Below are 13353 nucleotides of genomic sequence, written 5' to 3'. Positions count from 1 at the left end.
AGGAGGAAAGAAAAGTCAAATGTCCGCATGACGGAAAAGGCAGACGGCCCTGGAATAAAATCCTCTTGGCCGGTCTGCATGACGTTTAATCGAACAGGCAATGTCCTCGATCAAAGGGGGAGGCTAGAACTTACCTCGGGTAATACGAATATCCCGGATATTTCACGACAGGCCACTTTTCCTTGCGCAAAGCATCGGTGACTTCGGTTCCAACTCTCAGGTTATCCTGGACCAGGTCCCGAGGGGTCAAGGCCATCCATTGATTCAGGGAAACATCCTCGAACCGGTCGCTTCTGAACATTTCCAGAAACCATAAGGATTCCGTGCCCGTGTTCTGTATGTAGTGGCCGAAGGCAAAGGGGACATATCCCACATCACCGGCTCTGTAATCAAAGGTCCGCGCCGCTCCATTGCCGGCAAACACGGTCATGCGTCCTTGTCCGGCCAGGTAATACTGCCATTCATCCTGATTCGGATGCCAATGAAGCTCCCTCATGGCGCCCGGTTTGATCTCAACGAGCGCGGCTGCAACGGTTTTGGAGATCGGAAAATTGCTGGAATCCACGATTCTTACGCTTCCGCCGGGGGTTATGATCGGTTCTTGCGCCAGCAGCCGGTGCTTGAAACTTAGCGGCACTGTTCCGTAAGGGGATTGGACCTTCTGGCTTTCGAGCGAACCTGGCACCTGATCCTGAAAAATATAAACCTGTTCCTTCGGGATATGGTCAAAAGCGTTCTCCGGAACGCCGAAGTTGGCGGACAGCACATCCTTTGGCGTATGGGCAAACCAGTCGGAGATCGATAAGGTGTTCAGGTCCGAGAAGTGGCCGTCGTCAAAAACCAGCAGGAATTCACAGCCTTCCTCGAGTCCCTGGATCGAGTGGGGGAGACCGGCAGGAAAATACCACAGATCGCCGGGCCCCACATCCGCGATGAAATTTCTACCGCTTGCATCCATTGCCGTAATTCTTGCGCTGCCCCAGATCATATAGGCCCACTCGGCCTGCTGATGCCAATGAAGCTCCCGAACGCCGCCGGGCGTGAGGCTCATATTGACGCCCGCCAGCGTGGTGGCAACCGGCAGGTCCCGTACGGTAATCTCCCGCGACCAGCCGCCATGATTCAACTGCATATGCGTGTCGGAGAACGACATTTTCAGATTGGGCATCAAGCCCGCATCCGTTGCCGGTGGCACAAGCATGTCGGGATTCTCGATATCCCTCATCACATCCCGAGGGCCATAGTCCGGCCCGCCTGCTCCGTCGCTGCGTATCGGCTGTGGTATGCGGTCATGAGTTCCTCTGTTCCGGTTCTGATCCTCCATCAATCTGCATCTCCCTCCATATGGTTTTTACGTAACCTATCCGGTTAAACTGCTATCCATTAAGTTTATGAGCCAGCGCTTGGCTAATATGTTGAGGAATGCGAGGTCATTCCATGGCGGGTTTCGCAATGACATATCTCACTTCAAATCGATAAGACAGTTGACATTTGAAAGCGCTGCACATACAATAAGTCTCAAATAGATCTATGATAGATCTATCATAGATTCAGGAGGGACACGCATGAACCACAATGAGCTGCTGCTTGCTTTCTATGGCGATGATTTCACGGGCTCGACGGATGCGATGGAGGCGCTGGCCCGAAGCGGTTACCGCACGGTGCTGTTTTTGGAAGCTCCTTCGCTTGATCGGCTTAAGAAGTTTGTAGGCCTGCGCTGCATAGGGGTAGCGGGTACCAGCAGAGCCAAATCCCCTGAGGATATGGAGACCGAGCTCCGGCCGGTGTTTGAGAAGCTGTCCATGAGCGGTGCGCCGCTCGTTCACTATAAGACATGCTCCACCTTCGATTCTTCACCGGAGGTTGGCAGTATCGGCTGCGCAATTGGGGTGGCAAGAGACTATTTTCCCGATCAGGTTACGGTTCCGCTGCTGGTCGGAGCCCCCCGCTTAGGACGCTATACGCTGTTCGGCCAGCATTTTGCGAAAATGCAGGATACGGTGTACCGCTTGGACCGGCATCCCGTCATGTCGCAGCATCCTTCCACGCCGATGCATGAGGCGGATCTGCGTCTTCATCTGGCGGCGCAGACGGCCGATACCATTGCTTTGATGGATATTGTCGAATTGGATGGAGACCAGGATGCGGTTCTTGGCCGTTATCGTGATAAACTGGGAGAGAAGCCGGGAATTCTGCTGTTCGATGCGCTGGATGAGGACAGGCTCAAGCGTTGCGGGCAGCTGATTCAGGACAAGCCGGAAGGGGCGGGGGCATTCGTTGTCGGTTCGTCCGGCGTCGAATACGCCTTGGCCGCCCATTGGGATGAGCTTGGACTTGCTTCCCCTTCGCTGGAGGATAGCACGGCCAAAGCGCCGGTCCGGCCTACCGATACGATTCTGGTGGTGTCCGGGAGTGCCTCGCCGGTCAGTCGGCTTCAGATTGAGCGGGCGATAGCCGCAGGGTTCCGCGGCATTCGCATTACGCCAGACGTGATCGAGGATACCCATGATACTGCCCAGTCGGAACTTGTTCAGCAAGCTGTAGACATTCTCGCCGAGGGACAAAGCGTGGTGCTCTATACGGCGCTTGGCCCGGAGGATGAAGCGATCGGTGAGACGCGAACGCGGTTGAAGGCCATGGGACTGATCGGAGCGGAAGCGGGCGAGTTTATCGGCAGAAGCCTCGGGAAGTTAACGAAGCGGGTCATGGATCAAGCCAGGCTCCGCCGGATTGTCGTCGCTGGAGGAGATACCTCCGGTTTTGTCACCAGCGAAATGGGCGCCTACGGGCTGGAGATGATATGGGACGTGTCCCCCGGGGCTCCGCTGTGCAGGGTATATTCGGATGACGCCGGCCTTGACGGTCTGGAATTGGCCCTCAAGGGCGGGCAGCTGGGATCGCCGGATTATTTTATCAAAGTACGGGATGCCGGGTTCCCTGAACCGGATCAATAGCATGGGATCAATAGCCAAGATAGGAGAATCAACGAATGATGATGGATAAAAGCAAAGGGACCACTTCTTCTCTTCTGTTAAAAGACGTGGCCTACAATGAAATCAAGGAAAGCATTCTGAACGAGAAGTTTGAGCCGGGACGATTCTTGTCCGAGCGGGAATTGATTGAGCTGCTGGGGATGAGCAAGACGCCGATTAAAGCAGCGTTGACGCGGCTGGAAGCTGAGGGCTTTGTCACGGTCTCCTCGAAGCAGGGCATTATCATCAATGATTTATCCGTGAACCGGATCGTGGATATCTACGATCTTCGGATCGCGCTGGAGACGTTCAACTGCCAGCAGGTCGAATCCAGACTGACGCCGGAGCAGGAGCAGGAGCTGGAGAGCAATTTAGCCGAAACTGCCGATATCGTCAGCCGGCTCGACGTCAAGAATTTCGCCCAGGCCGACCATGATTTCCACCTGATCATATGCGAGTGCACGGGCAATCAGGAAATCCACCGGGTGCTGCTGAACTACCATGATCATCTGCAGCGAATCACCCGGCGGCATCTGCGGAAGGATCCGCACCGGATGGAGAAGTTCCTGGAGGATCACTGGAAGATCTATGAAGCCTTGAAAACCGGCAAGGAGAGCAGCGCCGACGTGATGCGCAAGCATCTGCAGGAATCAAAGCAAGCGCTATTTATATAACAGAGAGATACGGGATCACACCGCGATTTTGAATTACATCAAGGGGGAGAGACAATGAAGGCTGTATATGTGGAGGATGCGTACAAAGTTGTCGTTAAAGACGTGGACATACCGGAGATCGGGGCAGGTGAGGTGCTGATCCAGGTAAAAGCAGCCGGCATTTGCGGCTCGGATATTCATACCTACAAAGGACTGCACCTGTTTCGGAAGCCGCCTGTCATTATCGGCCACGAAGTGTCCGGAGAAATCGTAAAGGTGGGCAAGGACGTCACATCCTTCCGGATCGGCGATCGGGTAACCGTGGAGCCCCAGGTCGGCTGCGGCAAATGCAATTACTGCCTGACGGGTAGAACGAATTACTGCGCGGAGCGGGGAGCACCGGGCCTGAAGGGCTGGTACGGTTCGATGGCGGAGTATTTTGCGGCGCCGGAGGCATGCGTCTTCAAACTGCCGGATCAGCTGGACCATGAGCTGGGCGTGCTGGTTGAGCCCTTCGCGGTAGGGGTCCATGCGGTACGCAAGGCCCGGATCGAAGTCGGAGACAAGGTCGCCATTCTCGGTGCCGGACCGATCGGGCTGCTCGCCATGACGGCTGCGAAGGCTGCCGGCGCTACAACGCTCATGGTGACGGACGTCATGGAATATGCGCTTGAATCGGCGAAGGAGATGGGGGCTACTCACACCTTAAACATCCGCGGCAAGGAACGTTGGACGGAGGAAGCCAAGTCGGAAATCGATGGCGAATTTGATAAGGTGCTGATTGCAGCCGGGGTTCCCGGGATCGTGGATGATGCCCTTGCCTTGCTTCGCAAAGGCGGCCGCTGCGTAACGATAGCGATGTTCCATGGCACGCAAACCTTCGATATCGTGAATCTGCAGCAAACCGAGAAGGAAATCGTGGGCTGCATGACGTATACGCGCGAGGATACCATATCGGCCATCGATTTATTAGCCAGCGGAGCGGTGGACGTCAAAGCCGTCATATCCCACCGACTGTCTTATGAAGATGCAGCGGAAGGGTTCCGCCTGGTAGACAAGAAGGAAGATTCGTCCCTGAAGGTCATCGTCACCTTTTCATAATCAACATTTCCCCGCAGCTTCTGCTTCTAGCGGCGGAGGCTGCAGGAACTTCATATCAGATTGGGGGAACGACAAATGTGGAAAAGACTCGCAGTTGTCATGGTGGCTGCACTGCTCATTGTAAGCGCTTTATTTATGACGAAGCCGAATACGGATGAGGGCCCGATGAAGCTGAGGCTCGGTCATATTACGGGCGAATCCGATCCGTGGCATCTGGGCGCGCTCAAATTTGCGGAATTGGTGAAGGAAAAAACGGGCGGCGAGATAGAGGTAGAGGTGTATGCCAGCTCGATGCTCGGGAATGACCGTGACCTGATCGAAGGGATGCAGATCGGATCGGTGGATTTTGCGCTGCCGGCGGGCGTGTTATCGAATTTCTACAGTCCTTATGCCATCTTGGAGCTGCCGTATTTGTTCCGGGACAAGCAGCATTTGGAGAACGTGCTCTATGGGGATGTCGGCGATGAACTGAAGCAGAGCTTGCTCGACAATGCCGAGGTTCGCGGTCTGGAGTTCTGGATGAGAACCCCGCGCGAGCTGACCGCCAACAAGAAGATTGAAACGCCAAGCGATCTGCGCGGCTTGAAAATCCGCGTGCCGGAGATTCCGGCTTCCATTGCGGCTTGGGAAGCGATGGGCGCGACGCCGACGCCGATGGCCTTTGGCGAAGTCTATTCATCGCTGCAAACCGGGGTTATTGACGCGCAGGAGAATCCGGTTGCTTTTACGGCCAGCTCCAAGATTCAGGAAGTGCAGAAATATATGATGATGACCGATCATGTATACGGTTACGTGATGCTCGCGATGAGCGAAGTGACGTATCAACGCTTGAATGAGTCTCAGCGGCAGGCTATTGAAGAAGCGGCCAAGGAAGCGACAGAATACGAGAATCAGCTGGTCTTTGAACAAGAAGAGCAGATCATCAATGAGCTTAAGGAATTCGGTACGGAGTTTGTGGAAGTGGATAAGGGACCGTTCGAGGCGGCAGCCAAATCGGTGCATGAACGCTTTGCCAACATGTACGGAAGAGAGCTGTACGACAAAATTATCAACACGCCATAACTATTTTTTCTTCAAGAGGGGGGATAAGCCATGCGGCAGACATTAAAAGCGATCGATACGCTCAACAAACTCGTGGGCATCGCAGTGGCCATGATCCTGGGTGTCATGTCCATCCTGATTATCATGCAGATTATATACCGGATTGTCGGATATCCGCTTCACTGGTCCGAAGAGCTTGCCAGATACTTGATGGTTTACCTTGTATTCCTGGGTTCCTCGCTGGCGCTGCGCCATCATCGGCTGGTAGCGATCGAGCTGCTGCCGGAGCTGGTGAGTGAAGTCAACCGAAAGGTGATTCGAATCACCGTCATGGCGATATGCATCGTGTTTTTCGTTCTTTTGCTGGTCCAGGGCATCGATATTCTGGGCCGGGTCTCCGTACAATCGTCAGCAGCGATGGGGCTTAGCATGTCGGTTCCTTATGCAGCTATTCCGATTGGAGCGGTGCTGCTCATCATGAATGCGGTAGCGGTCATTCTGGAAACGATCGTTTCCGATACCATACCGCCAGCGAAGGAGGAAGGATTATAATGCCTATCGTACTATTCGGATGTCTGATCCTTTTCTTCGCCATTAGTGTCCCAATTGCCGTATCGATGGGGATGGCGTCGGCGGTAGCGATCTGGTGGGAAGGCGGCACGCCGCTGCTTGTACTCGTACAGCGCTCGTTCACGTCAACGGATTCATTCCCGCTCATGGCGATTCCGTTCTTCGTGTTCGCGGGTACCTTGATGGAATTCGGCGGGATTTCAAGACGACTGGTGAACCTGGCGAATGCGCTTACAGGCCATTTGCCTGGCGGACTCGGACTTGTAACGATTGTAACCTCGATGTTTTTTGCCGCTATATCGGGTTCTTCCGCCGCGGCAACCGCGGCGCTGGGCAGTATCCTGATTCCGGCCATGATCTCCCGGGGGTATCACAAGAACTTTACGGGTGCCCTTCAAGCGACGTCCGGTGAGTTGGGGGTTATCATTCCGCCAAGCATTCCGTTGATTCTATACGGGGTAGCTGCCGAAACTTCCATCGGCGATCTGTTTATGGCGGGTCTCATTCCGGGAATTATGATTGGTTTATCGCTTATGATTGCCGTTTATATTATTGCGAAACGAAAAGGCTATGCGCGCGAGAAGAGAAAGACGCCGACAGAAGTATGGCAGGCCTTTAAGGAATCCTTCTGGGCCGTCCTGATGCCGATCATTATTCTTGGCGGAATTTACGGCGGTATCTTTACGCCGACCGAGGCTGCCGGCGTTGCCGTAGCGTACGCATTCATTGTCGGCGTATTCGTATATAAAGAGATTAAATTCTCCAAGCTGATTAACATTCTGACGCAATCCACGATTACAACATCCGTGATCATGTTCATCATTGCAAGCGCCGGGTTGTTCAGCTGGATCATGACGCGTGAAGGAATTCCGCAGGCGGTTGCAGGTTTCTTCGTGAACATATCCGATAATCCGATTGTGTTCCTGCTGCTGGTCAACGTGTTCCTGCTCATCGTGGGCATGTTCATGGAATCCAATGCGTCGATCATCATCCTGGCCCCTCTGCTGGCGCCGGTAGCAGCTGAATTCGGGATTGACCCGACCCATTTCGGTATCATTATGATCGTCAACCTGGCAATCGGGATGTGCACGCCGCCGCTCGGCATCAATCTGTTCATATCGGCCCAGATCGCGAAGATCCGACTGGATCAGATCACAAAGGGGATGGTGCCGTTCTATATTGTGTTGATCATTGACCTGTTGCTGATCACGTATCTTCCGCAATTGTCGATGTTCCTGCCGAACTTGTTAGGCGGTAAATAGCAGTACGGGTCGAGCTCGTCAAATGAGTGGTTAAATTTGAAGTAGAATAAACGCTGAAATACAGGAGGCAGATATCATGGCTAGCGCGGAAACGATTAGAAAAGAACTGCAGCATACCGGCAAATATATGATGCAATATGACCTCGCGTGGGGTAATGCGGGGAATATCTCCGCCAGAACGGAAGGGGACCGTTATGTGGTTACGGCCAGCGGGACTTTCCTTGGCGAACTGGAAGAATCGGACCTGATCGAATGTGATCTGTCCGGAAATGTATATGGAGCACAGGGGCGCAAACCGTCCAAAGAAACACCGATGCATCGGGCGATTTACGAGAGCCGTCCGGAGATCGGCGCAGTGCTCCATGCTTCTCCGTTCTATACAACACTTATTGCCTGCTCCGATCTGGAGCTCCCGTCCAACATGTTCGTAGAGACCATGTATTATCTGGAGCGAATCGAACGGGTGCCTTACTATCATCCGGGCAGTGACGCGCTGGGCGAGGGCGTTCGGGATAAGGCCAAGCTCGCCAATGTGCTGCTGCTGGAGAACCATGGCGTGGTTGTGTACGATACGACCATTCGCGAAGCGCGGATGGCCCTGCAAACGTTGGAAGTGGCCAGCCGGATGCTGATTACGTCGATGAGCGCCAAGGTGGGGATTCAGGGTCTTGGTCCGGAGACGGAGCGGGAATTCCTGGAGAAGGCAGGTTATAAGCCTAGGCGCGATTGGAGCTTGTAGGATTCGCGAAAGAGTGAGAAGAAGCATGCTTCCGGATGAAGAAGTCCGGAAGCATTTTTTTATTGTCGGAACATGGAAGGAATGCTCTATATGTCTTCGCGGAAAGGTGCAATACGTTTTCCAAGCGTGAGACCCGTCCATACCAGCAGCAGGGTGATCGGCAGGGCGATGATGGTTCCGAGGGCGAGTGAAGTCATATTGATGATGTCTGCATGAAGCAGGCGATCGAGCGCATATATCCCGTACGGAATTTCAAGGATGGCGGCAGTAATGACACCCGGGGTGTATGCCCACAGGGCGATCGATGCTCCCACGTGTTTCACGCCATCCAGCAGGAACACCGTAACAAAGCCCGCGAACAGCGCATTGAATGGGCTGCTGCTTTCGAAGTTAAGAGCTGTAAAGGCCGTTACGCTTGTGAGAATGAAGCCGATCAGCAGGACGGCAAATGTGAATTGCAGGGTAATGTGTTTATCCCATGGAATGGAAACAGGCGAGAATGGGGAGACCCTGGGGTTATTCTTGTTCTTCCTTAGCCACCATTCCATCGTGGCGATCTCTTCTCCATCGTGAATGAAAAATACAACCGGCAGCAGCCACAACATCATGGCGAAACTCCAATCTGGCATGATGGACAGCATGATCCTCATTTCTCCCTTCCATCTAACAATATTAGCGATACGGATATAAATTGAGTAAACACTCAAATTTAGTGGACAAAAGAAGCTGATGCAGAGAGGTTCTTTCTGTTCTGCGATCAGCTTTTCTATTCGATCCTTCCTGAGATGAACATCGCGACTTAGGATTCTTCATTAAAACCGTGCATCAGCAGCCGGACGAGCTCGCGAATATAGGATTCGTCCCCGAGCGGGAGCGCTTCCTGCCCGAAACGGGAATGGAGCATGCAATAGACCAGGATGGAGGAGGTCAGCATCATCATCGCAACCTGAATCGTTTGTTCCGGTTGATCCTTCGATCCCGCCGCCTGTTTGAGTATGCTGCTGCCTGTGGTCCCAAAACCTTCGATCAGCCGGGACACCTCATTGGATACCTCGGCATCCCTTATGAGTTCAGGTGACCAAATGAGCATCAGATAATCCATGTTCGTCCTGAGGAACCCGAGGTACGCTAAGCCGTATTGAAACAGGGCTTCCTCCGCAGGAAGCTTCGACAGTTCACCCGCATCCTCTTGAAGCTGCGCAACAAAGGAAAAATTGTTCACGAGGTAGAGCAGCAGCTTCCGCTTATCTCCGAAGTGGTAGAAGATTAGCCCTTCGGCAACGCCGCTTTCAGAAGCAATCTCTTTGGTTGTCGTCGCATGAAATCCCTGCTGCGAGAACAGCTTCAGAGCGGCGTTCAATATCCGTTCCTTCTTGGCATTTCGTTTGCTTGTTGTAGGCATAGGCAGATGGCTTCCTTTTTTGATTACATGATGAATTTAATTTACTGAGTGTTTACTCAAGAGTATAATCGATTCCCAGGTATTGTCAACCCTCGAAATATCAAGGCATGGAATGTTCTAAATTTTCATTGTTATTGATAATAATGAAGGGAGGATTTGTATAAAGCATGCTGCCTATGTGATGGAGAAGAGGAGAATCACATCAATTGCTTGCCTGTTTTTCGGCATGCAGTTTATGTGTTTTTTTGTTCTCTTTTTTTACGAATCCTTGCGTCTTCTCGAATGGCAGAGCGAAATTTTCGAAGAAAGGGGAATGTCGGTTGTCTAATAATGAAAGCGTTTTACACAGCAAGAAACCTAAAAGCGCAGCGATAAGAAAAAGGCTCTGGGGTGAGCATGCTTTAGCCTATGGATTTCTGGCACCCTCCATCATCTTGTTTATGATGTTCCTGTTCTACCCGATGCTGAAATCGGTTTATCTCAGCATGACGATAACGGATCCGCGGGGTCAGGTTGTTGAATTTGTATGGTTGGAGAATTTTATCCGGCTTCTATCAACCGAATCATTCTATAAGAATCTAGGCGTAACGCTGATGTTTATTGTGTTTACCGTGCCCACCTCCCTGATATGGTCACTGTTTCTTGCCGCCATTACCCACAACAAGCTGCGAGGGATGAAGGTGTTTCAGTTTGTCTTCTCATTGCCGATTGTCATTTCCGTGGGGACCGGCTCGATTATATGGTTCTTGCTGTTTCATCCTACGGCGGGCATGCTGAACTATTTTCTAAGCCTCGTTCATCTCGGGCCGATCCCTTGGTTAACCGATCCTTCCTGGGCTCTGATCTCGATCTCGATCATGACGATCTGGATGAACATGGGGTTTCTGTTTATTGTGCTGTCCAGCGGTTTACAGGGAGTTCCGGAGGAAATATACGAGAGCGCAAAAATGGACGGCTCCGGGCCGATCCGGACCTTTATCCAAATCGTACTGCCGCTGCTGTCACCCACGATTTTCTTTGCTTTGATTGTATCGGTTATCGGTGCATTCCAAGCCTTCGGACAAATTCACATCCTGACCAAGGGTGGCCCGATCAACTCCACCAATGTCATGGTTTACTCCATTTATCAGGATGCCTTCGTCAATTTCCGGTTTGGCATCGGCAGCGCACAGGCACTGATCCTGTTTGCGATTATTCTGCTCCTTACGCTGCTGCAGTCTAAAGTTCTGGAAAAGAAGGTGCATTACCAATGACTCTGCGCGGAATCACGTCCCTGTTCACCTATCTGCTGCTCATCCTCCTGTCTTTGATTGTGTTATATCCGCTTATCTTTACGGTGTTCTCATCCTTTATGACCGAGAAGGAGGTCGCTAATTTTCCACCGCCGCTCTTCCCGTCGAGCTTCTATCTGGGTAATTTTACGGAGGCCATCTCCGGCTTTCCGATTATTCGCTTTATTCTGAACAGCTTCATCGTCTCGTCGGCCATCATGATCAGTCAGGTCATTACATCGAGTCTGGCCGCATACGCGTTTGCATTTCTGAATTTTAAGGGCAAGACACTGCTGTTCGGACTTTTCTTGTCAACGATGATGATTCCTTGGGAAGTCACGATTATTCCCAATTATCTGACTATTAAGGATTGGGGCTGGATGGACAGCTACCAGGGATTGATTGTGCCGTTTATGGCAGGGGCTTTTGGCGTGTTTTTGCTGCGCCAGTTTTTTCTGCAGCTCCCGCGTGAGCTGTTTGATGCGGCGAAAATCGACGGGTGCGGTCATATCCGCAGTTATCTGTCCATGGTGCTGCCGTTGTCCCGGTCTTCCATTGCTACCTTGGCGGTGTATACCTTTCTGACGCACTGGAATCACTTCTTGTGGCCGCTTTTGATCACGAACCAGGCCTCGATGCGAACCGTGCAGATCGGGGTGGCTATGCTGCAGCATGCTGAGGTGATGTCATGGAACCTGATTCTGGCCGGCGTGACCATCGTGCTGATCCCTTCCTTTGTGCTGCTGGCATTTGGCGTTAAACAATTGGTGCGCGGAATTACCGCTGGTGCGTTGAAAGGTTAGTGCGGTGGTTGGCCTGTCATAGACAGGTTTATCATAGGAAACATTTTACGAACGAAAGGGGAGGGAATCGCGGATGAAAAGAAGAACGAGGCTGGTTAGTATCGTGTTAGCTGCGATCATGCTGCTGCTTAGCGCATGTAACATTAACATGGGCGAGGAGTCTGAAAAAGGGGGGGATCCCGTACCAAAGACCGATGCCGGCACTCAAAAAGTGGTGTTCTGGCATGCGATGGGAGGCGCGACAACCAAGGTGGTTGATCAATTAGTCGCTAACTTTAACGCTTCGCAGGACAAGGTGCAGGTAGAGGCGGTATATCAGGGAACCTATGATGACCTGTTAAGTAAACTGAAGGCGTCGATGGGTACAAACGAGGGACCGTCCGTGGTCCAGATGTACGAGATCGGCAGCCGGTTTATGATCGATTCCAAACTAATTACACCCATGCAGGAGTTCATCGATGCGGATCAGTGGGATGTGTCGCAGCTAGAGCCTAACATCAGCGGGTATTATACGTTTGAGGATAAGCTGTATTCCATGCCTTTCAACTCCTCTAATCCGATACTGTATTACAATAAAGACCTGTTCAAGGATGCAGGGCTCGATCCGGAAAGTCCGCCCCAGACGTTTGAAGAACTGAAAATCGCGGCAGACACGATATCGAAAAAAGGGAAGGCGGTTGGAGCGAATTTTGCCATATACGGCTGGTTTATGGAGCAGTTGTTTGCCAATCAGGGTGCGGAGTATGTGAACAACGGCAATGGCAGAGACGATTTGGCGACCGAGTCGCTTGTCAATACCGAGCCTGGTGTGAAGGTGCTGACTTGGTGGAAGGATCTGATCGATTCCAAGGCAGCCAATAATCTGGGACGTAAAACCGATGATTCCAAGAAGGCCTTTTCGGCCGGTCAGGTCGCCATGATCCTGGACTCAACCGCAGCCTTGAAGGGACTTGTGGATAGCGCGGAAGGCAAATTTGAAGTAGGCACAGGCTTCCTTCCGAAGCCGGAAGGAGCGGGAGAAGGCGGCGTTATCGTGGGCGGAGCAAGCCTCTGGATGATGAACAGCCGTCCGGAAGCAGAGCAAAAAGCCGCATGGGAGTTTATTAAATTTTTAACCTCCCCATCGGAGCAGGCATACTGGCATATCAATACCGGGTACTTCCCGATTACCACGAAGGCGTATGAAGAAGAAAGCGTGAAGGAGAATCTGAAGAAATTCCCGCAATTCCAAACGGCCATTGATCAGCTGCACCAGACGAAGCTGGTTAAAGCGACCCAGGGGGCGGTGATGGGCGTATTCCCCGAGGCAAGACAGATTGTGGAAGGTGCGATTGAGGAGGTACTGAACAATAAAAAGTCACCACAGCAGGCCTTGGACGACGCAGCGAAAGAAATTACGACCAAAATCCAGGATTATAACCGTACCGTGAAGTAGTATAGATGTGGAGCCAGGGCTAAACGGTGGGTGAGGAGCAGCGAGAAACACCTCTTCATTGAGTAGAGGCAACCTGTGTATGCCCGGGTATTTGATTGGCATGG

13 protein-coding genes are annotated in these 13353 nt (G+C 52.3%); 10 read left to right on the top strand and 3 right to left on the bottom strand.

Annotated elements, in window-relative coordinates; genetic code table 11:
• Positions 1–130 precede the first annotated feature (130 nt).
• Positions 131–1324, bottom strand: coding sequence for an oxalate decarboxylase family bicupin (locus PAEVO_RS16920; RefSeq protein ID WP_165789678.1), 1194 nt, complete (start codon positions 1322–1324; stop codon positions 131–133).
• Positions 1325–1565: 241 nt separating this feature from the next.
• Between PAEVO_RS16920 and PAEVO_RS16915 the strand changes: the two genes are divergently transcribed.
• The 7 genes from PAEVO_RS16915 (at position 1566) to PAEVO_RS16885 (ending at position 8338) form a co-directional block, all read left to right on the top strand.
• Positions 1566–2954, top strand: coding sequence for a four-carbon acid sugar kinase family protein (locus PAEVO_RS16915; RefSeq protein WP_100538587.1), 1389 nt, complete (start codon positions 1566–1568; stop codon positions 2952–2954).
• Between the two features lie 35 nt (positions 2955–2989).
• Complete coding sequence (locus PAEVO_RS16910) at positions 2990–3646, top strand: GntR family transcriptional regulator (protein WP_100538586.1); 657 nt, start codon at positions 2990–2992, stop codon at positions 3644–3646.
• 54 nt (positions 3647–3700) lie between these two features.
• A complete protein-coding gene (locus PAEVO_RS16905) occupies positions 3701–4726 on the top strand; it encodes a zinc-dependent alcohol dehydrogenase (protein WP_100538585.1) in 1026 nt (341 codons plus the stop codon).
• A 75-nt stretch (positions 4727–4801) separates the two neighbouring features.
• The gene (locus tag PAEVO_RS16900) at positions 4802–5788 is read left to right on the top strand and encodes a TRAP transporter substrate-binding protein (RefSeq protein WP_100538584.1); all 987 of its coding nucleotides are present in this window, start codon (positions 4802–4804) and stop codon (positions 5786–5788) included.
• A 30-nt stretch (positions 5789–5818) separates the two neighbouring features.
• The gene (locus tag PAEVO_RS16895) at positions 5819–6319 is read left to right on the top strand and encodes a TRAP transporter small permease (protein WP_100538583.1); all 501 of its coding nucleotides are present in this window, start codon (positions 5819–5821) and stop codon (positions 6317–6319) included.
• A complete protein-coding gene (locus tag PAEVO_RS16890; RefSeq protein WP_100538582.1) occupies positions 6319–7599 on the top strand; it encodes a TRAP transporter large permease in 1281 nt (426 codons plus the stop codon). Before PAEVO_RS16895 ends, PAEVO_RS16890 begins: the two co-directional genes overlap by 1 nt.
• Before the next feature lie 76 nt (positions 7600–7675).
• Positions 7676–8338: a class II aldolase/adducin family protein gene (locus tag PAEVO_RS16885; RefSeq protein ID WP_100538581.1), complete on the top strand. Its 663-nt coding sequence runs from the start codon at positions 7676–7678 to the stop codon at positions 8336–8338.
• An 86-nt stretch (positions 8339–8424) separates the two neighbouring features.
• Here the strand turns inward: PAEVO_RS16885 and PAEVO_RS16880 are convergent, their stop codons facing one another.
• Together PAEVO_RS16880 and PAEVO_RS16875 are read right to left on the bottom strand one after the other, a co-directional pair.
• The gene (locus tag PAEVO_RS16880; protein WP_243390806.1) at positions 8425–8967 is read right to left on the bottom strand and encodes an HXXEE domain-containing protein; all 543 of its coding nucleotides are present in this window, start codon (positions 8965–8967) and stop codon (positions 8425–8427) included.
• A gap of 170 nt (positions 8968–9137) precedes the next feature.
• Positions 9138–9740: a TetR/AcrR family transcriptional regulator gene (locus PAEVO_RS16875; protein WP_100538579.1), complete on the bottom strand. Its 603-nt coding sequence runs from the start codon at positions 9738–9740 to the stop codon at positions 9138–9140.
• Positions 9741–10111: 371 nt separating this feature from the next.
• Between PAEVO_RS16875 and PAEVO_RS16870 the strand changes: the two genes are divergently transcribed.
• From PAEVO_RS16870 to PAEVO_RS16860, 3 genes are all read left to right on the top strand, one after another.
• Positions 10112–10993, top strand: a complete 882-nt coding sequence (locus tag PAEVO_RS16870; RefSeq protein ID WP_100539489.1) for a carbohydrate ABC transporter permease — start codon at positions 10112–10114, stop codon at positions 10991–10993.
• Entirely contained in the window at positions 10990–11814 is an 825-nt protein-coding gene (locus tag PAEVO_RS16865) for a carbohydrate ABC transporter permease (RefSeq protein ID WP_100538578.1), read from the top strand. Before PAEVO_RS16870 ends, PAEVO_RS16865 begins: the two co-directional genes overlap by 4 nt.
• Positions 11815–11887: 73 nt before the next feature.
• Positions 11888–13249, top strand: coding sequence for an ABC transporter substrate-binding protein (locus PAEVO_RS16860; protein ID WP_100538577.1), 1362 nt, complete (start codon positions 11888–11890; stop codon positions 13247–13249).
• The last annotated feature ends 104 nt before the right edge of the window (positions 13250–13353 follow it).

The sequence above is a fragment of the Paenibacillus sp. GM2FR genome (assembly GCF_002803325.1).
Taxonomy (GTDB): domain Bacteria; phylum Bacillota; class Bacilli; order Paenibacillales; family Paenibacillaceae; genus Paenibacillus_AQ; species Paenibacillus_AQ lautus.
Note: the sequence above shows the minus strand (reverse complement) of the source record. Positions and strands in the feature narration are given on the sequence as shown.

Coding starts and splice junctions, on each gene's coding strand:
- PAEVO_RS16865 (WP_100538578.1), top strand. CDS start 10,990: ATGACTCTGCGCGGAATCACGTCCCTGTTCACCTATCTGCTGCTCATC.
- PAEVO_RS16860 (WP_100538577.1), top strand. CDS start 11,888: ATGAAAAGAAGAACGAGGCTGGTTAGTATCGTGTTAGCTGCGATCATG.
- PAEVO_RS16880 (WP_243390806.1), bottom strand. CDS start 8,967: ATGCCAGATTGGAGTTTCGCCATGATGTTGTGGCTGCTGCCGGTTGTA.
- PAEVO_RS16890 (WP_100538582.1), top strand. CDS start 6,319: ATGCCTATCGTACTATTCGGATGTCTGATCCTTTTCTTCGCCATTAGT.
- PAEVO_RS16895 (WP_100538583.1), top strand. CDS start 5,819: ATGCGGCAGACATTAAAAGCGATCGATACGCTCAACAAACTCGTGGGC.
- PAEVO_RS16905 (WP_100538585.1), top strand. CDS start 3,701: ATGAAGGCTGTATATGTGGAGGATGCGTACAAAGTTGTCGTTAAAGAC.
- PAEVO_RS16900 (WP_100538584.1), top strand. CDS start 4,802: ATGTGGAAAAGACTCGCAGTTGTCATGGTGGCTGCACTGCTCATTGTA.
- PAEVO_RS16875 (WP_100538579.1), bottom strand. CDS start 9,740: ATGCCTACAACAAGCAAACGAAATGCCAAGAAGGAACGGATATTGAAC.
- PAEVO_RS16910 (WP_100538586.1), top strand. CDS start 2,990: ATGATGATGGATAAAAGCAAAGGGACCACTTCTTCTCTTCTGTTAAAA.
- PAEVO_RS16915 (WP_100538587.1), top strand. CDS start 1,566: ATGAACCACAATGAGCTGCTGCTTGCTTTCTATGGCGATGATTTCACG.
- PAEVO_RS16885 (WP_100538581.1), top strand. CDS start 7,676: ATGGCTAGCGCGGAAACGATTAGAAAAGAACTGCAGCATACCGGCAAA.
- PAEVO_RS16920 (WP_165789678.1), bottom strand. CDS start 1,324: ATGGAGGATCAGAACCGGAACAGAGGAACTCATGACCGCATACCACAG.